This is a genomic window from Methylomonas sp. AM2-LC, assembly GCF_039904985.1.
Taxonomy (GTDB): domain Bacteria; phylum Pseudomonadota; class Gammaproteobacteria; order Methylococcales; family Methylomonadaceae; genus Methylomonas.
Window position 1 is genome coordinate 1,488,903 of record NZ_CP157005.1, and the last position, 25,233, is coordinate 1,514,135.

Annotated in this window: 21 protein-coding genes; 14 read left to right on the top strand and 7 right to left on the bottom strand. The window is 41.6% G+C overall.

The genetic code is table 11. From position 1 onward, the window contains the following. Positions 1 to 332 precede the first annotated feature (332 nt). From ABH008_RS06690 to ABH008_RS06705, 4 genes are read left to right on the top strand one after another with little or no spacing between them, the layout of a single operon-like run. Complete coding sequence (locus ABH008_RS06690) at positions 333 to 806, top strand: (2Fe-2S)-binding protein (RefSeq protein ID WP_347989080.1); 474 nt, start codon at positions 333 to 335, stop codon at positions 804 to 806. After that, a complete protein-coding gene (locus ABH008_RS06695) occupies positions 803 to 3,055 on the top strand; it encodes a molybdopterin cofactor-binding domain-containing protein (protein ID WP_347989081.1) in 2,253 nt (750 codons plus the stop codon). The genes ABH008_RS06690 and ABH008_RS06695 overlap by 4 nt, the downstream gene beginning before the upstream one ends. Positions 3,056 to 3,062: 7 nt before the next feature. Beyond that, positions 3,063 to 4,184 carry an XdhC family protein gene (locus ABH008_RS06700; protein WP_347989082.1) on the top strand — a complete coding sequence of 374 codons (1,122 nt, stop codon included), beginning with the start codon at positions 3,063 to 3,065 and terminating at the stop codon, positions 4,182 to 4,184. Further along, complete coding sequence (locus tag ABH008_RS06705) at positions 4,165 to 4,782, top strand: nucleotidyltransferase family protein (protein ID WP_347989083.1); 618 nt, start codon at positions 4,165 to 4,167, stop codon at positions 4,780 to 4,782. Before ABH008_RS06700 ends, ABH008_RS06705 begins: the two co-directional genes overlap by 20 nt. Positions 4,783 to 5,197: 415 nt before the next feature. On the opposite strand, the gene ABH008_RS06710 is transcribed toward ABH008_RS06705, so the two are convergent. From ABH008_RS06710 to ABH008_RS06730, 5 genes are all read right to left on the bottom strand, one after another. Beyond that, positions 5,198 to 7,459, bottom strand: coding sequence for a multicopper oxidase domain-containing protein (locus ABH008_RS06710; protein ID WP_347989084.1), 2,262 nt, complete (start codon positions 7,457 to 7,459; stop codon positions 5,198 to 5,200). A gap of 275 nt (positions 7,460 to 7,734) precedes the next feature. After that, positions 7,735 to 8,418 carry a methyltransferase domain-containing protein gene (locus tag ABH008_RS06715; RefSeq protein ID WP_347989085.1) on the bottom strand — a complete coding sequence of 228 codons (684 nt, stop codon included), beginning with the start codon at positions 8,416 to 8,418 and terminating at the stop codon, positions 7,735 to 7,737. A gap of 6 nt (positions 8,419 to 8,424) precedes the next feature. Further along, complete coding sequence (locus ABH008_RS06720; protein ID WP_347989086.1) at positions 8,425 to 8,766, bottom strand: TfoX/Sxy family protein; 342 nt, start codon at positions 8,764 to 8,766, stop codon at positions 8,425 to 8,427. Positions 8,767 to 8,775: 9 nt separating this feature from the next. Then, the gene (locus ABH008_RS06725) at positions 8,776 to 9,165 is read right to left on the bottom strand and encodes a VOC family protein (protein WP_347989087.1); all 390 of its coding nucleotides are present in this window, start codon (positions 9,163 to 9,165) and stop codon (positions 8,776 to 8,778) included. A 166-nt stretch (positions 9,166 to 9,331) separates the two neighbouring features. Beyond that, positions 9,332 to 9,925: a TetR/AcrR family transcriptional regulator gene (locus ABH008_RS06730; protein ID WP_347989088.1), complete on the bottom strand. Its 594-nt coding sequence runs from the start codon at positions 9,923 to 9,925 to the stop codon at positions 9,332 to 9,334. Between the two features lie 146 nt (positions 9,926 to 10,071). Between ABH008_RS06730 and ABH008_RS06735 the strand changes: the two genes are divergently transcribed. The 5 genes from ABH008_RS06735 (at position 10,072) to ABH008_RS06755 (ending at position 12,685) form a co-directional block, all read left to right on the top strand. Beyond that, positions 10,072 to 10,488, top strand: a complete 417-nt coding sequence (locus ABH008_RS06735) for a 4-oxalocrotonate tautomerase (protein ID WP_347989089.1) — start codon at positions 10,072 to 10,074, stop codon at positions 10,486 to 10,488. 102 nt (positions 10,489 to 10,590) lie between these two features. Further along, positions 10,591 to 11,007, top strand: a complete 417-nt coding sequence (locus tag ABH008_RS06740; RefSeq protein ID WP_347989090.1) for a cupin domain-containing protein — start codon at positions 10,591 to 10,593, stop codon at positions 11,005 to 11,007. Positions 11,008 to 11,124: 117 nt separating this feature from the next. Then, positions 11,125 to 11,472, top strand: a complete 348-nt coding sequence (locus ABH008_RS06745; RefSeq protein WP_347989091.1) for an antibiotic biosynthesis monooxygenase — start codon at positions 11,125 to 11,127, stop codon at positions 11,470 to 11,472. A gap of 198 nt (positions 11,473 to 11,670) precedes the next feature. Beyond that, the gene (locus ABH008_RS06750; protein ID WP_347989092.1) at positions 11,671 to 12,072 is read left to right on the top strand and encodes a GFA family protein; all 402 of its coding nucleotides are present in this window, start codon (positions 11,671 to 11,673) and stop codon (positions 12,070 to 12,072) included. 76 nt (positions 12,073 to 12,148) lie between these two features. Further along, positions 12,149 to 12,685, top strand: coding sequence for an NADPH-dependent FMN reductase (locus tag ABH008_RS06755; RefSeq protein WP_347989093.1), 537 nt, complete (start codon positions 12,149 to 12,151; stop codon positions 12,683 to 12,685). Positions 12,686 to 13,260: 575 nt separating this feature from the next. Here the strand turns inward: ABH008_RS06755 and ABH008_RS06760 are convergent. Beyond that, complete coding sequence (locus tag ABH008_RS06760; protein ID WP_347989094.1) at positions 13,261 to 13,968, bottom strand: PEP-CTERM sorting domain-containing protein; 708 nt, start codon at positions 13,966 to 13,968, stop codon at positions 13,261 to 13,263. Positions 13,969 to 14,516: 548 nt separating this feature from the next. After that, positions 14,517 to 14,852, bottom strand: a complete 336-nt coding sequence (locus ABH008_RS06765; RefSeq protein WP_347989095.1) for a hypothetical protein — start codon at positions 14,850 to 14,852, stop codon at positions 14,517 to 14,519. A 414-nt stretch (positions 14,853 to 15,266) separates the two neighbouring features. Between ABH008_RS06765 and ABH008_RS06770 the strand changes: the two genes are divergently transcribed. The 5 genes from ABH008_RS06770 to ABH008_RS06790 all read left to right on the top strand — a co-directional run bounded on the left by ABH008_RS06770 (position 15,267) and on the right by ABH008_RS06790 (position 25,164). After that, on the top strand, positions 15,267 to 17,597 hold the full coding sequence (locus ABH008_RS06770) for a PAS domain S-box protein (protein ID WP_347989096.1): 2,331 nt from the start codon (positions 15,267 to 15,269) through the stop codon (positions 17,595 to 17,597). Positions 17,598 to 17,837: 240 nt separating this feature from the next. Continuing rightward, positions 17,838 to 18,467, top strand: coding sequence for a response regulator (locus ABH008_RS06775; protein WP_347989097.1), 630 nt, complete (start codon positions 17,838 to 17,840; stop codon positions 18,465 to 18,467). 844 nt (positions 18,468 to 19,311) lie between these two features. Next, a complete protein-coding gene (locus ABH008_RS06780) occupies positions 19,312 to 21,891 on the top strand; it encodes a chemotaxis protein CheB (protein ID WP_347989098.1) in 2,580 nt (859 codons plus the stop codon). A 195-nt stretch (positions 21,892 to 22,086) separates the two neighbouring features. Then, positions 22,087 to 24,537, top strand: a complete 2,451-nt coding sequence (locus tag ABH008_RS06785; RefSeq protein WP_347989099.1) for a PAS domain S-box protein — start codon at positions 22,087 to 22,089, stop codon at positions 24,535 to 24,537. A gap of 117 nt (positions 24,538 to 24,654) precedes the next feature. Next, positions 24,655 to 25,164: a hypothetical protein gene (locus ABH008_RS06790; RefSeq protein WP_347989100.1), complete on the top strand. Its 510-nt coding sequence runs from the start codon at positions 24,655 to 24,657 to the stop codon at positions 25,162 to 25,164. Positions 25,165 to 25,233 lie beyond the last annotated feature (69 nt).

Sequence of the window (25,233 nt, forward strand, 5' to 3'; positions counted from 1 at the left end):
TTATTGAATTTTTTGTAATTTGATTGATATTCAAATACCTACGAAATTGTGCGTTGTCTAATTTATACTTGCTATAGTCGGTACAATTTTTGCTTCCTACTAACAGGACTAAATATATGTGTTTATTTCATGGTAACTATTCACCTTTGTATTAACTAAGGCTTTTTCTTCGGTCAGATCCTTTGGGTACTCGGCTTTTTGGGCCTAGGCAGTCAGTGCTTACGAACGTTGTTAGCTTGGTATCTTGAATGAATAAATAGTTACATTTTATGTAGACATAATTTTAGTTTGGTTAAAAACATCAATAATAATTATCAGCAGAATCATTTCATATGAGCAAATACACAGTCAGGGTAAACGGAGTGCACAAAACTGTAGAGGTGGCGGCAGAAACACCTTTGTTATGGGTATTGCGAGACCATCTGCAACTGGTCGGCACTAAATTCGGTTGCGGAATCGGTCAGTGCGGCGCATGTACAGTGCATATTGACGGCCAGCCGACCCGCAGTTGTCAGACGCCAATATCTAAAGTGGGGCAAAGCAAAATAACCACCATAGAAGGTTTGCATCCCCATGGCGAACATCCTTTGCAAAGGGCATGGCAAGAGTTGGACGTACCGCAATGCGGATATTGCCAAGCTGGACAACTAATGACAGCAGCAGCGCTTTTGAAAAAAACGCCGCAACCCACCGATGCTGATATAGATAGCGCCCTGGCAGGTAATTTATGTCGTTGCGGTACTTATCTGCGTATTCGTGCGGGTATACATCTGGCGGCGAAACTAACCAGTCAGGAGTCCATATGATTAGGTCCCAACTTGAAAATCCCGGCCGCCGTAGTTTTTTGCGTACTTCTGCGCTAGCTGGTGGTGGTTTGGTGCTCGGTTTTTATCTTGATGAAGCGAATAGCGCTAGCAAACATGTGGCTAAACCCTCTGCTATTTCCGAAGCGTCAAGCTTTAAACCCAATGCTTTTATTCGCATTGCTACCAATGGTATCGTCACCCTGATTAGCAAGCAACCGGAAATTGGTCAAGGTATAAAAACCTCGCTGCCTATGATTATTGCGGAAGAACTGGAAGTTAATTGGCGGGATGTGGTGATCGTGCAAGGCGATCTTGATCCTATTTACGGTAGCCAAAGTGCCGGTGGTTCTCGTTCTACGCCGACCAACTACGAAGAATTTCATCGCTTGGGTGCCACTGCACGCACCATGCTTATCAGTGCAGCCGCAGAGCTTTGGCAGTTACCGGCAGCTGAACTGCTAGCAAAAGACAGCGCGGTGCATCATCCAGCCAGTGGCCGTCAGCTAGACTATGGGCAATTGGTAGCACACGCTATTACGCTACCGGTTCCCTCTGCCGATACGGTCAAGTTAAAAGATACAAAAGATTATAAGTTGCTAGGTTCGCGTATTGGCGGTATCGACAACCCCAGTGTAGTGACAGGTAAGCCGCTGTTTGGTATTGATGTAAAACAGCCTAATATGCTCTATGCTGTTTATGTAAAATCGCCGGTGTTTGGCGGCAAAGTTGTTAGTGCCAATCTGGATAAAATCAAATCCTTACCCGGTGTGCGTCATGCTTTTATAATCGAAGGCGGTAGTAGCCTGAAGGGATTATTGCCGGGTATTGCCATTGTAGCCGACTCAACCTGGGAAGCCTTTAGCGCACGTAAACAGTTGGAAGTAGTGTGGGATGAGGGTAAAGTGGTTGAACAAAGCTGGGCTGGGTTTACGGCCAAGGCCCAAGAGTTATCTTCACAACCGGGTACAGAGACACTGCGCAACGATGGTGATTTTAATAAAGCGTTTGCTGATGCAGATAAAACAGTGGTTGCAGCTTATAGCTATCCTTTTATTTCTCACGCCAGTATTGAACCACAAAATTGTACTGCCTTTTATAAGGATGGGGCTTTGGAAATTTGGGCACCCACACAAAATCCAGAAGCAGGGCAGAAAATTGTCACAGAAACGCTAGATATTCCTAAAGACAAAATTACCTTACACATCACCCGCAGCGGCGGTGGTTTTGGGCGACGCTTAATTCCCGATTATATAGTTGAGGCGGCCGCTATTGCCAAACAATTGTCCGTGCCTGTCAAGTTAACTTGGACCCGTGAAGACGATTTGCAGCATGACCAGTTTCGCGCGGGTGGTTTCCACTTTTTGCAGGCCGGACTGAACGATAAAGGCAAGCTAATTGCTTGGCACAACCATTTTGTGACGTTTGCCCACTCGGTTATCAAAGAGGGTAAACCCACGTTGGAGTTGGGGAGTGGTGCCAATTTGTCGGGTGATGAATTTCCCGGACGCTGGGTAGAAAACTGCCTGCTGGAACAAACGCCACTGGAATGTAATATACCCATGGGGCCTTGGCGAGCGCCGCGCAGTAATGTACTGGCCTGGGTGTTTCATAGTTTTATTGACGAACTGGCACATGCCGCTGGTCGCGATCCTCTGGAGTTTCGTCTGGAAATTCTGGGTGACAAAGATTTTATCCCAGGCACTGGTCAACAAGGCATCCCTTACGACGTTAATCGCATGAAGCATGTGTTGCAACATGTGGCGGATAAAGCCGAGTGGGGCAAAAAATCCTTACCGCGAGGGCAAGGGCAGGGTATTGCTTTCCATTTCAGTCATTTAGGCTATATTGCGCAAGTCGCGGAAGTGACAGTTTCCAAAGAGGGTAAACTAAAGGTGGATCGGGTAGTGGTTGCCACCGATATTGGCGCACAAATTGTGAATCTAAGCGGAGCGGAAAATCAAGTGCAGGGCTCTGTGATTGATGGTTTGGGCGCATTGATGTTTCAAGACTTAAATATCGAAAAAGGCCGTATTGTGCAGAGCAATTTTCACGACTATCCCATGATACGTATTGCCGAAGCGCCTACCCAGGTGGATGTGCATTTTCTTAAAACCAATTACCCGGTGACGGGTTTGGGCGAACCCGCATTGCCACCGTTGGCGCCGGCAGTGTGTAATGCAATCTTTGCCGCTACCGGCATTCGTGTAAGGCAACTGCCATTACTTAAAACAGATTTGAGCTGGAGTTAATGCAGGGATGGCCAATAAAATCAACCACCTGCTGCCTGCATATCGGCAATTGCAACAGCATGCACACCCGGTAGTACTCGCTACCATTATAGAAACCTTTGGTTCCACCTATCAAAAAGCGGGTGCACGCATGTTGATTAGCCATAAAGGCGAGTTGACCGGTTTGCTGGGTGGTGGTTGTTTCGAACGCGATTTGGTGGAGCAAGCGCTCTCGGTATTTGCCAGTGGCGTTGCTAAAACGGTTTTTTATGATATGCGCTCGCCGGAAGACGTCATTTGGGGCTTAGGTTTGGGTTGCAATGGTGCGGTTAAAGTTTTGCTGCAATTACTCAGCGCAGAAAATGATTTTAGCCCCTTGAATAGTATTGCCGAAGTGGCTGAGTCCAAACTTGCCGGGGTACTGGTTACCATTTTTGATTCACAGTATGCTGATTTTTGTGTTGGACACAACCTGTTTTTGCCTGCCACAACGACTAATAATCAGCAAATGTTGTCCTCAGCGCCCTTTCCTTTTATGACGGCAGCGCTGCAAAGCCTGTTGCAACAAAAACCGCGCATTGAGTCTCATACTATTAATGGTCATCAATTCAGCGCCTTTTATGATCCTTTGCAACCACCCTTGCATTTATTGATTTTTGGAGCGGGAGCGGATGCCATACCAGTGGTTAACTGTGCCAAGGCACTTGGTTGGCAAGTTAGCGTGGTTGATTATCGACCAGCCCATATTAAACCTGAACGCTTTCCGTTGGCTGATCAGTTACTGTATGCTGTACCAGAGAAAGTTAGTGATACGCTGGAACTGGACAGTTTTAACGCCGCTGTATTGATGACGCATAATATAGAATACGATCAGCGGTACCTGCAAGCGCTGGTGCATAGTCATATTCCGTTTATCGGTTTATTGGGGCCTGCGCCGCGTAAAGACAGGTTATTGCAAAGCTTGGGTAATGACAGCTCTTTAATCAGTAATAGGGTGTTTGGGCCTGTGGGCCTGGATATAGGGGCGGAAACGCCAGAAGAAATCGCTCTATCTATTGTGGCGGGTATACGCGCCGAACTAAGCAATCGTTCCGGGCGGCCCTTGTCTTCCAAGTCCACAGTTGATTTACATGTCTGCATCCCTAGATAAAGTCTATGCCATTATTTTAGCCGCAGGCGCTTCCACACGTCTGGGTAGCCCCAAGCAATTGCTTGAATGGCGTAATCAGAGTTTATTGGCGCATACGCTACAAAATGTACAGGTGCTGTTAGGCAAGCAAGTCTATGTAGTACTAGGTGCACATGCTGCCGAAATCCAATCTGCTCTTGCTCTTGATAAACGCAACACTGTTATCAATGCAAACTGGGAAGAGGGTATTGCCTCTTCCATACGCGCAGGGGTTAACGCTTTACCTGCATCTGCTAGTGCAGTGCTTATATTGTTATGCGATCAACCGCTGATTAATACCCGGCATCTTCAACAATTGTTGAAGGGTTGGCAAAGTGCTACGGATAAAATTGTTGCTAGTCAATACCCGCAATCTGTTGGGGTACCTGCTTTATTTCCAGCTCGCTATTTTGAGCAATTGCTAACTTTAAGTGGTGACCGAGGTGCAAGGTCATTGTTTAAGGCATTTGAAACCAATTTGCAGAAAATTCCTATACCCGAAGCAGAATTTGATATTGACTATAAGGAAGATTTTGATAGGTTATTAAGACTAACTGCTGCTGAAGACTATCATGAATGAATCCGCTATGTTTTACCTCTTACCTTTTCGTCGTAACGAAACAAATGAAATGAAATCATACACACCCCCAATTCCGATGTTTTTGCCAGAGCTTTTTTGTGTCGACATTTGCTGTTACAGAAAATACTCCCCATGCCTGAATTTAATTACCATGAATTAACCTTGCTCAACCCCGCATTCGACTCCCTGTAAGTGGATGTATTGACGGAGTAGGAGCATTTACCGCCAGACGCAGATTACATGTGCGAGTTGGTTGGGTACACTCATTTGGCAACGGCAATGGGCTTATACGCTGTTAATTAAATACGGTTTTAATGTCAAAGCTGGGGGTAGGGTGCTTATTGCCAAAGTAACTTAAATAAAACATTCTCTTGATAGTAGTTTACTTTGCACACTAAGCACACCAAGAATTTCGTTAGTTGGATGCTTGTACTTCAAAATGCGACATCATCCCCATATCCTCATGCTCGACCAAATGACAGTGATAAGGATATTGTCCTGTATATCCTTCAGGGAAATATACTAACAACTCTACTAGTTCGTTAGAATTAATTCGAACCGTATCGTGCCTAACCTGACCATCAAATGTGTTTAGCCCACTATTGACAATGCCGATACTTGGGTAGGATTGCACAAAGCTGCCATTTGTCTGCAAAACAAAACGTCGTAAAACTACAAAATTAACCAGATGGATATGAAAAGGATGCATATCTGGAATTTGTATGGTTTGGACACCGTCAGCCGGTTGCCAATTACCAATATTGGCAACATACCAGCGTTCATAAGTTTTAACTTGGGGTTTGATTTGGGCTTGTGCTAATTCAGGATATTCCTGATTATTGTTGGTGATAACCTTGTCGGGCAAACCAGGATTAGGTTTAAAAAAAGTTGATCGCAATACTTGGTAATCTTTAAAACTCGATGGTTGACCTTTGTCGATACCTTGAGACACCTGATTCACAGTTACATCGAAAGGAATTTGAAACGGTGTCAGTGTGCTGTCCGGCTTCACCGCGCCCATTTCCCAAATCTGAGTGTCATGCCATTTTTGCTCTTCCGTAAAGGTATTAATTACGCCAATAGCATCTTTTAAGCCTTTAGTATCATTCATGAGTACAATCAGGCGATTCTGCACAGCATCGCCGTTGATTGCCACCAGAGTTTTACTCGCGTCATCCCAATGAAATCCTTCATCATCAGCATATTTGAGAAGCAATTGATCAAGATCGTCCAGAAACTTTGTTTTGGCTTGGGTTATTTGTGACTGATTGGTGCTGCAATCACATTCACCATGATTATGTTTGATGCAAAATTGCATGATATTGGCCTGTTTGATTGCCAATAACGTAGTCAAAAATTTATAGTCTGGATTGGGTGTGGCTTGTATAGGCGTAGGCTGTAAAATGGAGCCGCCAGTCGCTTCGAATTGAAAAATGCCTTCCGGCCAATCACCATTAAATAACGATCCAACCGCCAAATTAACCATTCTCAACTTGGAGACTTCATCTGGACAGATATCGGTTAGATCGAGAATCAAATCCAGGCGTTCCCCAGGTGCCAGCACGATATAATCAGTTTCCTGCAAGGTTTGTTTAAGTGGAAATAAACCGCCATCGTTGCCAATGACGGTAATTTTATCGCTATACCAAACTTTTGGAGTACCAGTAACATTTTGAGATGTCCATGGTTCGGGGTTAACCAATGCCAGTGCATAGGTACGGGCATTGGAACCATTTACAATGCGTAAGCGATAACGATTTTGGCCGACTTCATGATGGGGCCAAGGTCTGCCATTAACGAATATGGAGTCACCGAGAAATTCAGGGCGCACCGAGTCTATTGATGTTAATTTTCCGGATACAGTGTCCAGTGTGTTTTTAGTCGGCAGCCCAGCCCAATAATCGAAGCAGCAAAAATCGCAGTCCACCACTCTATCCTGAATTACCAAGGGCAGTTCCATTAACTCATTATTATGGATTTGCCCACCCAGCAGACTAAACAGGTCATCATCAGACTGGTCGCGGATAAAATATAATCCAGCTAAACCGGCATGTACCTGTGGAGCCGTGTTATCCATGCCGTGATCATGAAACCAAAGCATGGAGGCGCGTTGTTGATTTGGATAAGTATAAGTTGCTTCGGTCGGAAATTTCTTAGCGGGTTTTCCGGTGACATGATAGGGATTACCCGGAAAACTCAAAGGTTCTACTGGCCAGCCGTCAGAAGCGGGATGTATTTTTCCTCCATGTAAATGCGCCACCACGCCTACAGAAGGATTCATATCGGCCATTTGCGGATTTTTATCCATGGGTGGCTGATTGATCGGCGGCATCTCCAGCATGGGATCCCCAGCAGGCATTTCGGGTTGGCATGCGCCGTCCATACCGGGTTTGTTGTTCATGGAAACAAGTTTGTTTTTCCAATGCACCTTTAATTCGACATCGCGCCGTACATTTATAATAGGACCTATGAAGGTTTCTAAGGGCTTTTCAGTTTTTTTGTCCTCTTTTGAACCGATGCGAATATATCGCCAGCAATTTTCGTCTTTTGGATCATTTTTGGGATTGTCAGATATTCTGGCTTTACGCGACTCAATTTTGATGGTTATTTTGCTGGCTTGATTTGGGTCGGCATTAAAAATATCAAACTCTAATAAAGGCAATTTATTTTCAAACATGAATTCCTGCTTAATTATTTGTTTTTATTAAATGAAGTACAGTTGATATGTATTTATATGCAACACGATTACAGGTTTAATTAACCCTATTAAGTATGTTGAATTCTGCCATATCAAGATGATAAAGCACAAGTGGTACGTTAGTACCGGTACTAACGTACTGGACGCATCATTTCACGTGTAGCTTGGGTTAGACGCCACTTCTCACAAGATCATTGAGCAATCATCCAATTTCTGGATGGAAAAAGCACCAACTCGTGAGCGTTAATGATGTTTTATTTGTTGATAGTTTTACTGCCCATAAAAATGATTGATGCAGGCTTTAAGGTTTTTGGATGAATTGGTTCACGTATCTCCCTTAAATGAAATCCATTCTCTGTAAACAGTTTTATCCAGGATTCTATTGTTCTGAAATACCAGGGTGCTGGTTCAGTAAAATCGGCATTAAAGCCTGCCCAAGAGCCTTCGCGCCAGCCATCCTTATAAGGAAGCTCGCCACAAGCAAAGGCCGGATGCAGGGTTTGTACTATGAATGAACCACCAGCATTGAGCTGATAAGGTACTGCGCCAAATAAAGCTTCGACAGAGGCTTTACCCAATAGGGAAAAGTTACAGACTACAACATCAACAATATCGATAAGTTTACGGTCAGCAATATTGGCATAGGACATCAGACGAAAATCGCCACCGCCTGCTTGCCGCGCCGCCTTGACCAGGCCTGGCTGAGCGTCTACTCCAATGGTAGAAATGCCTTTCGCATTCAAACTTCTTGCCAGCCAGCCTTCGCCACAGCCAATATCGATTGCTGACTGCGGCGAACAGCTTACAATAGCGTTAATGATTGCTTGGTCAGTTATGATTCTGCGGCTTTCAATCTGTCCTTCGGTAATCGCATTGATCCAGGGTAAGACATTTTTGCCCCAGGATTCGATAATTAGCGCTTCGTTAAGTTCTGACATTGGCTCTCAGTTTGTTTTCTTACGAGGAGGTGTCTTTTTCTTTGGCAAAGGTAATTCGTTAGCTGTGATTCGTATTAGGTTAGATAGCCAGTTCCGGTCATCCCATTTGTCACCAGAAATCAAAAAACAGGGTTTCGCGCCGGAATACGGGATGCTTTCTACGACATTCTCAATGAACTCCCTGCCAGCCACAGTTGGCTTCACAAATAGTTCATCGTCACAAACTAAGGCAACCATCTTGTTGTCACAAAAAACCCCATATTCGCCAAACATTTTTTTGCCGTAGACTCCTCCAGCAGCTTTAATTTGTTCAAGTATGAAATCAACGGTACTTTGTTGAGTAGCCATAGGGGAATCTCAGGCGGAAATTGGCGAACATAACTCGACCAATGTGCCATCCGGACAGCGGAGATACGACACCATTTGCCCCCAAGGCTTAACCATAGGTTCTTTCAATGATACTGCGCCAGCCGCTATAGCATGCTCATGTGCCTGTATTACCGATTCAGTGACAAGAGCAATCTCCACGCCAAGCGGTAAAGGCGAAGCGTCGGCGGCAACATAACCGGCAGGCAGATTGGTTAGGCCGAGATTATGGGTTGCAAAGGCCAATGTCGTTTCCCCAGTCTCCAATTCGCCATAACCAGACTCGTGCTGAAACCGTGTTTTTAGGCCGAACGCCTTCTCGAAAAACGCTAAAGATGCGCCAACATTGGTAACATATATGATGGTATATCCGAACTTCATAGTGACACTCCTTTATATTGAGTTCAAAACCTTTTATTGGTAATAATCATTCGCTTTCGGCAAATCGGGCAACACTTATGTCTATTTTGAATGTTGATGAGGATCGGCGTTGATTTCATCATGCGCAATCCAGCTTTAGCCAATTCAGTGCGCTATGGAATGTACCTTATCGTGTAACATTGTTATCAATGAGTGCAAGCGCCATAATTTTAATATTATGTGCAATTTGATCAGCCAGTGCTTCATCAGCTAAAGCACGCATCATCGTTACGCCGCCAGATAACAGCGCGAGTAATGTCCATGCGTAATCGACATTATTGGTATTGACTCTTTGTGGTAGGCCTTTGGCAACCACATCAATTACCTTAATCATTTCAGCTTGGTAAACTTCTCTTACCATTTCGCTTGATCGAGTCACTTCGGGCGTAAGTGCCTGCAAGGCGCAAGCCTCGGTAAGATCGCAAGTACGCTTCGTGCTTAAGTAAAAATCGATAAACACTTCGAACCAACGGGCGCCATACTCAGCCTGTAGCTGCAGAACTGCATCGTGAATTTCTCTTAAACCAGCAACAACTGATTCAATAAAGGCATTTTCCTTGGATGTAAAGTGCCCATAGAATGCGCCAGAGGTTACACCCGCTTCTTTTGCCAATCCATCAACCCCTATTCCATTATACCCGCCTTTTTTAAAGCAGCGCGCTGCTGCACTAATAATGCGCTCCCGAGTTTGTTCTTTGTGGTTAGCTTTGTAACGTACCATTTTTTGTCCTAAATCATCAGTTGCAAATAATATCAAAAATTGTGATCAAGAGCTATTGACAATATAACGATCGTTATTTAATAATACATCACGGTCGTTATTTAAAAGGCCGTATTTTCAATAATCCAATTTATTAGGAGCAAAAAATGCCACTTACTTTTACTTATACTGAAGGCGCATTACCTGAAACCGCAGAAAAGCAAATTGTCGCTAAACTAACGGAATCCATGCTGCGGTGGCATGGTTTGGCAAGTAACACAGTGATGACGCCAACTGTCACTGCTCAAGTCCATGTAATATCCAAAGGTCGGGGTTTTACGGGTGGGCAAGAATCTTCAGGGGCATGGGTGGAATGGAAAACACCTTCATTTGCATTCGCCACACGAGAAATTCAAATTGGTCATATTAAAGAGGCTACCAATATTGTTCATGAAGCCTCTGGCGGCAACCTTACAAAAAATCAGATTTGGGTAAATGTCGTACATGCGGTTGATGGTGCATGGGGTATCGGGGGTATAGCGATGACGAATGCAGAATTGGCTGAAGCCATTTCCAAAGGCTGAGCATACAGATGAAAACCCCGACAATACCAGAAATATCAACCACATCCTCTATGCTGAGAGATCGGTGATTTTGCCCCCCATTCTAAATATAGGATTTATAGTATGCGAAAATGGCTATTGAAGATTATATGTTTTGTGATACTGGCCCAGATTTCATATCTGGCTGTTTCCGCAGAATTATTACAAGCTAAAAGTAATGATGTATCTCGCAAGATCATTGAGAGAACCGACATAGCCGGTAGCGATGAGGAACTGAGGCTTATGCTTGTCGAGTTCCCTCCCGGATATGAAAGTTCTGCGCATATTCATCCTGTGATAGGGCTTAACTACATTATCGACGGCTCTGTGGAATCGCAATATGAAGGCGAGGATTTGAAAACATTTCACTCAGGCGAATCCTATCAAGACTTGGATAATAAAAAACATTTGATATTTAGAAATATCAGCAAAACAGATACGCTTCGGTTCATAATCGCCTGTAAAATAACAAAGGGTAAGTCTTTTATGGAACCACTTTGAGTTTGGCTTCTCATGTTGTCTTGTGAATCAAAGCGACATGCAAATAAATCTAATTATAATTGCTATATATTGACGATTTATCAACGCTTTCAGCTGGCAGAAAGAAAGCATGGCTATATGAAGTTAATTGAGGTAAAAATGATATTGGAAGTTGCAGTTCTTAATGTCGTTACTGGCAAAGAGGCAGAATTTGAGGCCGCTTTCCATCAGGCATCAAAAGTTATCGCAGAAACGCATGGATATATTTGTCATCAATTGCAGCGTTGCATTGAAAATCAAAGCCAATATATTCTTTTGGTTAACTGGGTTTCGCTTGAAGATCATACCCACGGTTTTCGTGGCTCTGTCCAATATCAAGAATGGCGGGCGTTACTGCATCATTTCTATGATCCATTTCCAATCGTCGAACATTACACAATGATCATGGAAAATCGAGCCCAAGAATTCTGGCGAAACCCTGTATGAAAAAGCAGTGGTGCCATGTCGTTCAGCGGATCGCCATTGTTTGCCGCTTCGCTAAAAACAATATCACAATAAGTGCCCAATATTTATCTGCCGGATTAAGATAAAGTTTCTGCGCTTATTGCCTGGAAAGCGGCAATCAAGGATGATATACAAACACCTTATAATCTTTGTTAAACCTAATTTTGGGAAGGAAGCGAAATGTACAAAGGCAGTTGTTTGTGCGGTTCAGTGAAGTATGAAATTAAAGGAGAGCTTGGTGCTGCGGTTTATTGCCACTGCGTACGCTGCCGTAAGGCAAGCGGTTCTGCTTTTGCAGCAAATGCGACTGTGGCCGAAGACTCTTTCAAAATCGTGCAGGGTGCAGAGTCTCTCAAAATGTTTAGCACGGCGGAAGGTGTGCACCGGATTTTCTGTTCTGCTTGCGGATCTCCTATCATTAGCAAGCGCGATAGCTTTCCGGGTGTATTTCGTCTGCGACTCGGCACCCTGGATACGCCGATCACTGAGCGTCTGGAAGCTCATATTTTTGTTTCGTCAAAAGCTGACTGGTATGAAATCCATGATTCGTTGCCTCAGTATACTGAGCGCGTTGATAATTAATTCTGGGTTCCATCGCTTTACTAAAGCGATATCACCATGAAGAATTGCGCGTGAGGAACCAACAGCGATTGCTATCATGAAAATACTAGCTATATCCGGCAGTCTGCGTTGCGCTTCGCTTAATACGGCTCTGCTGCAAGCAATGGCGCGCTTGGCTCCGCCGGAAATATCAGTCGATCTATTTACTGAGTTGGGCGGTTTGCCTTTGTTTAACCCCGATATTGAGGAAGTCAGTCACCCGGTAGTGGCAAGCCTGCATGCTCAATTATTAGTGGCAGATGCAGTATTGATTGCCTGCCCGGAATATGCTCACGGTATTACTGGCGCTATGAAAAATGCGCTAGATTGGATGGTTGGGCGTTCTGGATTTGTTGACAAACCGGTTGCCTTGATAAACGCTTCACCCAGAGCGGTTCATGCTCAAGCTTCACTGACAGAAATTTTGACGGTGATGGCTGCCATAATAGTTAAGGAAGCGTCGATTACTGTTCCAATACTCGGTTCGCAGTTTGATGAGTCTGGAATCATCATTGATCCAGATATTTGTGTGGCCTTACTTTATGCTTTACGCGCTCTGCAAACAGCAGTCGATAATATAAAAACTAACACTTAAATTACGCAGGGCAATTTGAGTAAACAAAGATTAAAAGCATATATAATTAATTTTATAGGCTTGAACTTCATAGACTCAGTTGACTGCGTGACGGTTATTCCGAGGAAAAATTAAACTCGCGACAGAATATCCTCAAAAGGAAAATTATGACAAGCTTTCGTTCAATTAATAGACTATTCGTTATTTTTTGTTTAGTTTTTTTAAATTCTCAAGGCTATGCGCAGGAGCAAACCTCTCCGCGCTTTAAAGCAATTGCATTTGATTACTTCGTCATTTTTGATCCTAATTCCGTGTTGTTTCCTTAAATTATTTCACGTTAAAAATTTCTCAGACATCTAATACGATAAAGGTTAATTCTTTATGTGCTTATAGTATGTGGATAATAAATTCAAAGTGTTATATGGTTTTTAGTGCATGAGGATCAGTTATATTTCCATAAATTTCGCAAAAATTCATGGCAAACCATTTAAAGTTTTTAGACAGATAAAGCTGTTCCGGCCACTTCAAAAATAGAAAAGTACACAGACCACTATCAAATTCAATAAATCCGATAAAGTGATCTGCGTTAAAATATATTAAGCAATGACTACGTTAATAGCCTGTTTACGGCGAGATTTCCAGCCTAACATGGGTAATCCAATTAGCAACATTGCCAATGTTTCAGGTTCTGGAACTGATGAACTGAAGTTGTTGTGAAAATCTTGTATGGGTCCACTATTGCTAGCAATCGTATCCACAACATATACCGATTTTTGTCCGGTAAAAGCAGCCAAGCCAGAAGCTGGGACCACAGCATTGTTTTTACTATCAAGAGAGAGTAGTAAAGTTCCCCCTTTATGGTCGTAAATATCTTCTTTAACTTCACCGCCGTTGCCACCAACAGTGACCAAAGACGCCAAACTTGTTAGGTTAAGCCCCGCTGCCTCTGTAGTGCTTATTTGATAGGCAATAGAACCAGCCAGTTGGCCTGTTACGAAACCAACGCCCAAATTATAGAGATCCACACCACCCACTTCCTGTTCGGTTAAACCAATAGAGGTGTTAAGAACGTCAAAATTGTTGCTGCTCAAATAGGTGAATGTGGTATCGCCGTCACCTGTTCCTGCGGGAGTAGACGTACCAACCGAAGGTAGAGGCGGGTTTTTGTCTATAACGGAACCCAAAGTCTCCCAGTTTTGCAATGAGCCAGACCAACCCCATGGTAACGCACCTGCCGAAGCAGAGCCACTAGCGCCTATGGTTATGGTAACCAGTAGCGTATTAATCATGTTTTTTAATTTCATTATCATTTCCTTAAATAGTTATCAAGTTAAGTAACATTTTGTCTAACATCTGTTACGACGAAGCTTTACTTTAAGTCTATACTTTGCTAATAGTTTCAGATGGTTATACGATTAGTCATGCTTGAAATGCCAGCTTGGCCCCATAACTACATGAAAAATCCCACAACAAATTTTTAAAGTGTTTAGAGGTAGTTCAATATTTTTCTAGCGATTAGGATTATCAATAATCTTGTATCAAGAGGCTATTCGTGAAAACACTTAGGTAGAAATACTGAGTCTTGAATAAAAGAGATACTAACCGCCTTTGGTAAGTATCTCTTTACGGGGAATTATTTAGGCTTATAACGGTAAACCTATCATGAAAATGAATGTTGAATTGACGGAATTCCGGTATCCGTCAATGAGGGGTTTGTAATTGAACCGTTGTAATTAAAATAGATAGATGTGCTGTAAAGTATATGCTGAGAAACTAACTGCCTTAATTGCCATAAGTGACAGTATCGACATCGTTTGTATTAAATTTACACAACTATCGGCTAAATAATTACTTACCACCGATCATCTCTATCAAAACGACCATACATTGGCGCAGGCTGGGTGGAATTGTAATAATTTTGTACAGGTACAGAATACCTAGGCTGCACAGATTGATATTCCACTACCCGCTCTGGAATATAAATAACTTCTTCTACAATGCCGCGCGGAGTAGCAATAAATTCTTCTTCCACTATACCGCGTGGAGTAACAATAAATTGTTCTTGAACTACGGGGGCATATTGATAATTTTCAACATATGGGCGATAGCCCCAATCATCGGCATCTGCGAATGCTGTAGATGAAATAAACATAAAACTGATCGCTGCAATTTTTATATACCTGAACATATTGCCTCCTTGTGGCATAAACTGTTTAGATGACTTATATAAAGCATTCGCTAGGCCAACATTAAAAACTATTTAATTAATAAATAGTTAGCTTAATTGGTGTTAAATAAATTCCGGATGACTGGTTTATTTGAACCAATTTAATGAGGTTAAGGGGGTTGGAATTTTAAATTCAGCCATTACGAGGATAGCATGTTGGTTTTGTGTAACTAAAAGAGCGATAATTAGCTATCGATACAATTTGGAAAATTCAAAAATACTGGATTTTGCTACGTCAATAGGCTGAGTGTAAGTGGATAACTGATTGAACCACGTATTTAAAACTTAATCGAATGGATGCTGCACTGAGTTATTGTGTTTTGAGCGACTAAGGGCGTGTCGCAATTGCTACCAACCATATGTAGAGAGGGTCGTTTGAATAAATCAGTCGATAACGCTCAATCCAAATCACTGCAAGACGAAGAATCCGCAGTGGAGGAGGACTGCGTCCTTAAGTACAAAAAAAATGAGTATATAAGCGATTTATTTTCTCAAGCGCCACTCCCGTACCTGGTGCTAAGTGGTGAGGGCGTTATTCTTAAAGCTAATCATTACGCCTTAAGCTTATTGCAAATTAGCTCAGAACAGTTGTCCCTGCATAATTTTGCAGATTTTTTACCAGCCATAGATCGTCAGTCGTTTGCACACTATCTAAAAACCTTATTATTAACTGATAAAGTCATTGATTGTCTGGTTACATTAAAATTGAATGCGAGTCGTTACAGTGTGCAAATTTACGCCACAAGAGACAAACTGCAAAATGTGTGTTTGTTAAATTTGGTTAAGGTTACACCGCTGATAGAGGTAAAAGAAAGTCTGTACCAAAGCAAAGACTTTTTGGCCAGTATTCTTAATTCGCTCTCTGCACAAATTGCAGTGCTGGACCGCCACGGCATGATTATCACTACTAACGATGCCTGGTTAAAACTTGCAGAACATTCTAGTTTGCTAGTGTCGAGGAATACTGTTCTGGGTAGCAATTATTTGGATGAATGTCTCGCCGTTTATAACCGATTTAAATGTCATGAAGCACTTGTCATGTACAAGGGTATTTTAGCGGTATTATCAGGTCAGCAACCTTTATTTGCCATGGAATACTTCTGTCACTGGGTGGATGATAAATTTTGGTTTCGTATAGTGGTGTCGTCTTTAAAGGATTCTGAACTGGGGGTGGTGGTTAGTCATGAAGAAATTACCGAACGTAAAAGTGTTGAAGAAGAAATAAAAAGTAACGAAAAAAGAATGCGTGCAATTATTGAATCTTCACCCATACCTATGGCTTTGCATGATGATCAATTAAATATGCTTTCTATCAATCAATCATTTATTAGATTGTTTAACTATGATTTAAGCGATTTGCCCACTTTGGAGGATTGGTGGCAAAAGGCGTTTCCTGATCACGAATATCGACAATCCATACAAGCAAGTTGGTACGCCGCGCGTCACAATGTTCATCAGTTATCAGATGTTACTCAGGCTTTGGAACTGGTCATTCATTGTAAACATAATGTTTATAAAACGGTGTTAGTTTCTTTTACCGTTATTGAAACCCAGGAGTCAAATCTTTATCTGCTGGTGTTTTATGATATTACGCAACGCAAGCAGATTGAAGCTAAACTCAATTCTATTTTTCATGCCGCCACTGATGTCATTATTAGCTATGATATTTCTAGAAACATTGTGTCAGCTAATGATGCGTCAGTTAGAGTTTTTGGTTATCCAGCCCAAGAACTTTTAGGCTGCAATATTGGAAAAATTATCCCAACATTGTCAAAAAACATATTCGATTGCAATAGCTGCTTATCTAAATCAGAAAAAGGTATTTATCAAGCTATAGAGATTGATGGTGTGCACAAACAGGGCGCCAAATTGTCGTTGGAGATGTCAAAATCGGCTTATTCAATAGATAACGAATGTTTTTTTACCATTATTATTCGTGATATCAGTTTACGAAAAAAACGTGAGAAACAGGATTTAGAGCATTTAAAAGAACTTGCACATGTTACTCGCTTGGGTCTGATGGGAGAGATGGCATCCGGTATTGCGCATGAAGTCAATCAACCGTTGTCCGCCATCAGCAGTTATGCGCAAGCCAGTATCAATCTAATTAAGTCGAACTCGCTAGATCTGCATAATCTGACCGATATTTTAACTAAAATACAACAGCAGTCGGTTAGAGCCGGACAGATCATACATCGCATGCGCGAATTTGTTCGCGCTAACCCAAAACATATATCTACTATTGATATTAATGTCTTGATTGACGAGGCTGTCAGCCTTTGTACCACCGATCTTAGGGATAATAAAATCAGCGTAGTACTGAATTTTGCAGACCATTTACCTATGGTTAATGTTGATAATATTCAAATAGAACAAGTGATCATCAATCTAATTCGGAACAGTATTGATGTATTACAATTGTTGCCTGCAAATCAACAGCGTTTGTTATCTATCGATACGGTGATAACGGATAATCATGAAATTGAAGTTAGGATAAAGGACAATGGCCCTGGTATTCCAACGGACGAACAACTTAAAATATTAAGCCCATTTTATACTACTAAAGAAGAAGGCATGGGCATGGGGCTTTCCATTAGTCGCTCAATTATCGAATCCCATGAAGGTGTGCTGCGGTTTAATAGCAAGGTGGGAAAAGGCAGTACTTTTTATTTCTCGTTGCCAATAAATAGACTCAAAAAAGTTTAAGGAAGGAAGTACTCTGCGGTTAATGGATAGTCTAGTGCAAAATTTAATAGTTAACAGTTGGTTATGTATTTTTTGCATAAATGATAAGGCGCTAGTTCTTAAGTCTAGAGCTTTGGGGTGGAGCTGGCTACGACATTGATCAGCATATAGGTAGATTTACCTATAGTCGTTATCAGTAAAGCAGTATATTTTAACGACTAACCTCTCTGAGTTTTTTTATAGCAATAAGAAACGATACCAATGTCTATTGATATAAGTTCCGCGATAATATACCTAATTGATGATGAACCCGTCATTTGTGATTCCATCAAGTGTTTTATAGAATCGACCGGGTTAAACATAAAATGTTTTAATTCTGCTGAAGGCTTTTTAGCAAATTATGATAATAGGCAGCCTGGTTGTTTAATTTTAGATGTCAGAATGCCCGTTATGAACGGGCTTGAGTTGCAAGAGCTGCTGTTAAAAGAAAACATAGAGATACCCATCATATTTATTAGTGGTAATGCAAATATACCCGACTCCGCAAAAGCCTTTAGAGCCGGTGCCTTGGATTTTCTTGAAAAACCTTTTGATAATCAGCTTCTTTTAGAGCGTTTACACGAGGCTATCGTAAAAGATATTGAGAGCAGAAATAAAAAATTTAAAAACGAACATCTGTACATTAATTTTAATCGATTGACATGCAGAGAAAAGGAAGTATTAAAACTATTAATTGATCACAATTCAAGTAAACAAATAGCCAGACAATTGGATATCAGCCCACGTACAATTGATGCACATAGGGCAAGAATTATGGAAAAAATGCAAGCAAATAACGTGGTGGAACTGGTTGCAAAGGCTTTATATTGTCGCGAGTTATTTGAATTCTAATGGTTAACACATTAGGGTTTCAGAAGCCGTTAATAACATAAACCATGGTAGAGCTAGATTTAAGCTTAATTTTTATTGAATTTTAGCACTTGTGATTAATTGCATTTGGGGTTTTAGGGTCGAAAAAGCATAAACGGTTTTTTCCTGACCTTTTTGCATGATACATGGCTGCATCGGCTTTTTTAATCAATTCATCAATGTCAGGTAGGCTATCACAAAATAGAACTGCGCCAATACTCAATGTACAATAATATGGCTTACCATATAGGCAGTTTGGGCGTTTTTTAAGATGCCTTAAGCATGGTGCCTTTCTCGTTTTTGCATCTCGAGTTCGAAACGTTTGGATACTAAAGTATAGAGATGGCTTTCGCGTACTTGGCTGCAGTTCATGGCAAAAGTAATCCTCTATCTATTGGTAATCAAAAAACTTGTTTAATATCACTCTCAAGTTGTAGCCTATAAAAACCAGGCACAATTATTTCAATACATCCGGTAACTTGGCGCAATAGGTAAAATTACTATAAGTAATCATACTGCTTGCTTGGCGATGCTTATCCAAGCAAAATACGCTAACATGGATTTTGTGCCTGTTATCAGAATCAGGCCATTAATCAGTGGGAAAATTACTTTATAGAAAGTCATCAAGCTATTATTAGTTGCGAGAATCTTGAATTAATTCTTGATCAGTAATACTCTGATACAGTGACAGGAATAGACTCATTCACAAAATACTTTGGCTCCAAGCATTAAGCAAATTAAATGATATGGTGTTAAAATCATATTATATTTAAGCTAATTAAAATCACTCATGAATAAAGTAGCTCCCGCTTAGCCTAAAATAATAATGGCTACTTCTAATAACGCAAATAGCGATTCGCCCGGTCGATTTGCTGTTAATGCTAATAATACTCCGATGGTTGTCGCTGTGGGTGCCTCGGCGGGCGGGTTAGAGGCCCTGGAGCAGTTTTTTACCCCTATTCCGGCTAATTGCGGTATGGCATTTGTTGTCATTCAGCACCTTGATCCCACTCAAAAAGGCATGTTGCCAGAATTGTTGCAACGCTTTACGAAGATGAAAGTGGTGCAGGCAACAGATGGCCTAAAACTCAAATCAGACTGGGTTTATGTTATTCCGCCCAATAAAAACTTATCTATTTTGCATGGCAGATTGCATTTGTTTGAGTTCCAGGTGGCGCATGGATTACGACTACCGATTGATTTTTTCTTTAGGGCCTTAGCAGACGATCAACATGAAAGAGCCATTGGCGTTATTCTTTCCGGGATGGGTTCTGATGGCACTTTAGGCCTGCGGGCGATTAAAGAGAGTGCTGGCTTGGCCTTTGCACAAACGCCAGATTCTGCAAAGTTCGATTCCATGCCGCGCAGTGTTATTGATGCTGGATTGGCGGATATAGTGGCTAAGCCCCAAGAGCTTTGGGAGCGGATTCTTAGCTGTGTTCAGCATCAATGCCAAGATAATTCGTTCACTGTGTCTGAGCCAGAACTGAAAGATAAAACGGATAGCAACTTGGCACAAATTGTTATTTTATTGCGTGAGAGAACCGGTAACGATTTTTTGCTGTATAAGAAAAACACCATTTATCGGCGTATTGAGCGCCGTATGGGGTTACACCAAATTGATGTCCTTGCTAATTATGTGCGTTATTTACGTGAGAATCCGCAAGAGTTGGATTTGTTGTTCAAGGAGTTACTAATAGGGGTTACCAATTTTTTTCGCGATGCTGCCATATGGGAACAACTTAAAAACAAGATTATGCCCGCATTATTTGCCGACTATCCTGCGGGTAAAGAAATGCGCGCCTGGGTTCCGGCTTGCTCTACAGGCGAAGAAGCCTATTCTCTGGCCATGGTTTTCAAAGAAGCATTAACACAATGTCAGTTGCAACAACGCTATAAGTTACAAATTTTTGCCACAGATCTCGACCAGGATGCCATAGATAAAGCCAGAAAAGGGTACTATCCAGCTAATATAGTGGCTGATGTATCGCCTGAACGGCTTAAGCGCTTTTTTGTGGCTGAAGATCAGGGTTATCGGATAAACAAAGAAATACGGGAAATGGTGATTTTTGCCCAGCAGAATATTACTATGGATCCGCCGTTTACAAAACTCGATATACTCAGTTGCCGGAATTTGTTGATTTATTTTGGTCAGGAGTTGCAAAAAAAAATGATTCCTCTGTTTCATTATGCACTGACCTCTCATGGTTATCTGCTGTTGGGAAATGCGGAAACGGTTGGTAATTTTACTACCCAGTTTGCCAGTCTGGATACTCATTCGCGAATGTACCAACGTAAAGATCAAGCTTTACCCTATGTAGATATTGATTTCCCAACCAAGTATTTTTCTGCAAATTCTATGACTCAGAATGAATCGGCAACAACCACCTCCACTGTTAACTTGCAAAGCCTGGTAGATCAGGTATTACTGAACCAGTATTCGCCACCCGCAGTGGTGGTTAATGCCGAGGGCGATATTCTTTATATTAATGGCCGTACCGGTAAATATCTGGAGCCTGCCGCAGGTAAAGCAAATTTGAATATTCATGCCATGGCACGAGATGGCTTGCGTTATGAGTTAGCCACTGCTTTAAATAAAGTACGCAATCAAACTGAGGCTGTTCATCTGCAAGGCTTATCAATTGGTAGCAATGGCAGCACACAGACCGTTAATGTTATTGTACAGAGGATTACTACACCCAAGGAGTTAAGTGGTATGTCCATTGTTCTGTTTAGTGATGTTCCGACACCACCATTACGCAAACGTAATCGGAAATCTACCACGGCTGAATGCCAAGAATTACTTGCAGAATTGCAACAGACACGTGAAGAACTACAGGCCATGCGTGAAGAGCGACAAACCTCGCAGGAAGAACTTAAGTCTTCAAACGAAGAATTGCAATCCACCAACGAGGAATTGCAATCGACTAATGAAGAACTGACCACTTCCAAGGAAGAAATGCAATCGCTAAATGAAGAATTGCAGACTGTCAATGCCGAGTTGCAAGCCAAAGTGACTGATTTGTCGTGGGTCAATAATGATATGAAGAATTTACTTAACAGTATGGAAATTGCTACCGTATTTTTGGATAATGCGCTTAATATTCGCCGTTTTACCAGTCATGCTACGCATATTTTCAAGTTGATTACCGGCGATGTGGGACGTCCCTTATCGGATATCGTAACAGATCTTGATTATCCGCAATTACATACAGATGCACAGGAAGTATTGAACACCCTGGTTTTTGTGGAGAAACAAATCAAAACCAACGATGAGCGTTATTTCAAGGTGCGGATAATGCCCTATCGAACTCAGGAAAATGTTATTGATGGTGTGGTGCTGACCTTTATTGATATTTCTGAAATCAAAAGTCTAGAAGCTGAGTTACGCGCTAAGCTTACATAACTTAGGCGTTTGAGAGCGCTCTAACGGGTTTAGTTCAGCAAGGAAAAGTAAGTAGCTTCTTAATTCATGTCGATACACACTCTATTTTGCGTATCGACAAACAACAAACCCAGAACCACAGGGCGGGTGTACTCGATTAGATTAATCTCTTAGCTTACTGCGGTCATGAAATGCACTTGCAGGGGTGGATGTCACATGAAAAAGCCATTGGAGCATACACTAAGTCTTGAAGCAATTAGACAGCACGCTGAACAGCAATTGCCTACTGAACCATTATTGGATATGGAAAGGATAATGAATGAAAAACAGTTATTGCATGAATTACAAGTACATCAAATTGAACTGGAAATGCAGGTTGAAGCCTTACAAGAGGCTCATGCGCTTATTGAACAAAATCGCTTGGATTTGGAAGATGCAAAGCAGTGTTATATAGAGCTGTTTGATTTTGCCCCAATACCGTACGTTATCCTTAGAGAAGATGGTCTTATTCAAAACAGTAATTTATCTGCAGCAAGCGTGCTGGGCGTGTCAAGATCCAAGCTAGTAGGACAGAATTTTATGCAGTTTGTGCTAAATGAGGATAGACACAATATTATAAAGTTGCTTGAGACGGTGTTTGTTACGAAAAATAAGCAAAAATGCGATATTACCCTGCAAATTGACGATGCCAACTATGATGTTGCGATTGAGGCAATAATCCACCAAACCCGGCCAGACAAATGTCTGGTGGCAATGCTGGATATCAGTGAACGTAAGCAGAATGAGAGGTATCTGATTGAAAGAAATGAATTTTTTACCAGTATTCTTAACTCATTAAATTCGCAAATAGCCATAGTGGATACTAATGGAATCATTATGGCTGTTAACGATGCGTGGATTAAATTTGGTAGTGAAAATGGATTGCTGGCTTCGGGCCAGAGTTTGCTTGGATATAATTATTTGGAGGCTTGTAAAAATAACAACAATGAATTTTTATGTGAGGAGGCTTATTCAGCTTTTATGGGGCTTTCCGCCGTATTGTCGGGGAAGCAGACGCTGTTTACCTTAGAATATCACTGTCATTCACCTGAACAAGATCGTTGGTTTCGTATGGTCGTAACGCCCTTAAAGTTTTTAAGCTATAGTGCAGTGATCAGCCATGAAGATATTACACAACGTAAGCAAGCCGAGCGCATCCCCAATTTGCTTAAAGCCATGTTAGAGGTTTCTCTGGATGGGTTTTTAGAGCTAGATTTAGAGGGTAATATCCTTCAGGCCAATGAGGCTTGCGCAAAAATAACGGGGTATGCGGTGGAGGAGCTAATCTCTATGCGTATCAGTCAGTTAGATATTAATCAAGATCAGGAGCGTATTTCTGCTAATCTTGTTCGAGTTAAACAACAATGTTGTGAACGCTCAGAATGCCGTTACCGGCATAAAGACGGGCATGTTATTGATATGGAAATATCGATTGCTTTTCTGTCAGAATTTCAACGTTATTGTGCCTTTTACCGGGACTTAACTCAGCGTAAAAAAACGGAAGCCCAACTTAGCGCCATCTTTAGTGCCTCGGTGGAAGGCATTATTACCTATGATGTTTACAGCAATATTATTTCTGCCAATCCAGCCATAGAAACAATATTTGGTTATGAACCGGAAGAATTGTTGGGCTGCAATATCAATATGCTCATGCCCTTTTTACCCAAATGTCAAAATCAACACTGCAGTATTCCGCATTTTAAGGATACTAACCAGGTTGCTCGTAGTGTCGATCTTAAGGAAATTGAAGGTAAGCATAAAAATGGCTCAACCTTGTATCTGGAAGTTTCAGGTATAGATTATATTAATAATAATGTTTGTTATTTTGTGAGTGTAGTACGTGATATCAGTGTACGTAAACAACGTGAAAGAAAGGATAAAGCACATATTGACGAACTGGCGCATATCACTCGACTGGGTTTGATGGGGGAAATGGCTTCTGGTATTGCGCATGAAGTCAATCAGCCTCTGACGGCCATTGCCAGCTATGCACAGGCAAGTTTAAATTTGATCGAAAATGCACCTGTCAATTTGCCTAGCCTTACCGAAATTTTAAATAAAATTCAACAACAGGCTTTAAGGGCGGGCCAAATTATTCATCGCATGCGGGATTTTGTCCAAGCGGGTCCCAGACATATTTCAACAGTGGATATCAATCAGTTAATTAACGAAACCGTTGTTATCTGTGCTGCCGAAATTAAGCAAAATAATATCAATCTGGAGTGTCATTTTTCGGAACATCTGTTATCTGTGTTTGTTGATCGTATTCAAATTCAACAAGTATTGATTAATCTGATTTTGAACGCGCTTGATGCCATGCAAGGCAATACCGGATATGCACAACGCAAATTAACTATTCAGACTTATATGACTACCGACAATCAACTTCAGGTTAGAGTAAAAGACACTGGGCTTGGCATGAGTGAGGAGCAACAGCTGAAAATATTTAAACCCTTTTATACCAGCAAGGCTGTTGGCATGGGTATGGGGCTTGCCATTAGTCGAACGCTCATTGAGGCTCATCAAGGTGTTTTGCGGTTTAATAGCAAAGTTGGAAAAGGTTCTACTTTTTATTTTACCTTGCCTTGTAAACAAAATGCGGGCTCCGGTATTGTAGTGGCGCATTGAGATAATTCTGTCATTAGAAAAGATTATAATCCGTTAAGACATATGCTCCACTTATACTCGATTGCCTGAATTGACAATGCCGCCACACTTAGAAACGACTAAAAAAGGAAAAAGACTATGTATTATCGTTTACTGATCAAATCCGTTAACTTTGCCCGTATTTTTTTACTGAATTGCCTGTTTTTAAGTGCTGTATGTTTGGCAGATGATTCGCCACTGGTACCCGATCCACAAAAGACCCCAGGCGATGTATTAACGACAGATGCAAAACAAATTTGTGTACCTGGTTATGCAAAAACAGTGCGAAATGTACGGCAAACAGTTAAAAAACAAGTTTATAGCAGCTACGGTATTACCAGTAGGCAACCTGGTGAATATGAAGTTGATCATCTGATTAGTCTGGAACTGGGTGGCTCAAATTCAATTAAAAATTTGTGGCCTGAATCTTTTGTGACTGAACCACTCAATGCGCATGTCAAAGATCAATTGGAAAACAAACTGCATGAATTGATTTGTGCAGATCAGCTTCCGGTTACACAGGCGCAGCAAGAAATTGCTAGTGACTGGCAGGCAGCGTATAAAAAATACGTAGGTCCTTTGCCTGGAGAACAGCAAAACGGTCAATAATTTTGTTTGCAATGGCTAGGCTGTCACTGTAAAGCACACAGCGTTTGCTTTTTCCTGAAATAGGGCAGT

What these genes read in the sequence shown, in the direction of transcription:
- ABH008_RS06775 (WP_347989097.1), top strand. Translation starts at nt 17,838, where the DNA reads ATGTCTATTGATATAAGTTCCGCGATAATATACCTAATTGATGATGAA.
- ABH008_RS06710 (WP_347989084.1), bottom strand. Translation starts at nt 7,459, where the DNA reads ATGTTTGAAAATAAATTGCCTTTATTAGAGTTTGATATTTTTAATGCC.
- ABH008_RS06695 (WP_347989081.1), top strand. Translation starts at nt 803, where the DNA reads ATGATTAGGTCCCAACTTGAAAATCCCGGCCGCCGTAGTTTTTTGCGT.
- ABH008_RS06755 (WP_347989093.1), top strand. Translation starts at nt 12,149, where the DNA reads ATGAAAATACTAGCTATATCCGGCAGTCTGCGTTGCGCTTCGCTTAAT.
- ABH008_RS06725 (WP_347989087.1), bottom strand. Translation starts at nt 9,165, where the DNA reads ATGAAGTTCGGATATACCATCATATATGTTACCAATGTTGGCGCATCT.
- ABH008_RS06785 (WP_347989099.1), top strand. Translation starts at nt 22,087, where the DNA reads ATGAAAAAGCCATTGGAGCATACACTAAGTCTTGAAGCAATTAGACAG.
- ABH008_RS06745 (WP_347989091.1), top strand. Translation starts at nt 11,125, where the DNA reads ATGAAGTTAATTGAGGTAAAAATGATATTGGAAGTTGCAGTTCTTAAT.
- ABH008_RS06705 (WP_347989083.1), top strand. Translation starts at nt 4,165, where the DNA reads ATGTCTGCATCCCTAGATAAAGTCTATGCCATTATTTTAGCCGCAGGC.
- ABH008_RS06715 (WP_347989085.1), bottom strand. Translation starts at nt 8,418, where the DNA reads ATGTCAGAACTTAACGAAGCGCTAATTATCGAATCCTGGGGCAAAAAT.
- ABH008_RS06740 (WP_347989090.1), top strand. Translation starts at nt 10,591, where the DNA reads ATGCGAAAATGGCTATTGAAGATTATATGTTTTGTGATACTGGCCCAG.
- ABH008_RS06765 (WP_347989095.1), bottom strand. Translation starts at nt 14,852, where the DNA reads ATGTTCAGGTATATAAAAATTGCAGCGATCAGTTTTATGTTTATTTCA.
- ABH008_RS06730 (WP_347989088.1), bottom strand. Translation starts at nt 9,925, where the DNA reads ATGGTACGTTACAAAGCTAACCACAAAGAACAAACTCGGGAGCGCATT.
- ABH008_RS06780 (WP_347989098.1), top strand. Translation starts at nt 19,312, where the DNA reads ATGGCTACTTCTAATAACGCAAATAGCGATTCGCCCGGTCGATTTGCT.
- ABH008_RS06750 (WP_347989092.1), top strand. Translation starts at nt 11,671, where the DNA reads ATGTACAAAGGCAGTTGTTTGTGCGGTTCAGTGAAGTATGAAATTAAA.
- ABH008_RS06790 (WP_347989100.1), top strand. Translation starts at nt 24,655, where the DNA reads ATGTATTATCGTTTACTGATCAAATCCGTTAACTTTGCCCGTATTTTT.
- ABH008_RS06700 (WP_347989082.1), top strand. Translation starts at nt 3,063, where the DNA reads ATGGCCAATAAAATCAACCACCTGCTGCCTGCATATCGGCAATTGCAA.
- ABH008_RS06760 (WP_347989094.1), bottom strand. Translation starts at nt 13,968, where the DNA reads ATGAAATTAAAAAACATGATTAATACGCTACTGGTTACCATAACCATA.
- ABH008_RS06735 (WP_347989089.1), top strand. Translation starts at nt 10,072, where the DNA reads ATGCCACTTACTTTTACTTATACTGAAGGCGCATTACCTGAAACCGCA.
- ABH008_RS06690 (WP_347989080.1), top strand. Translation starts at nt 333, where the DNA reads ATGAGCAAATACACAGTCAGGGTAAACGGAGTGCACAAAACTGTAGAG.
- ABH008_RS06720 (WP_347989086.1), bottom strand. Translation starts at nt 8,766, where the DNA reads ATGGCTACTCAACAAAGTACCGTTGATTTCATACTTGAACAAATTAAA.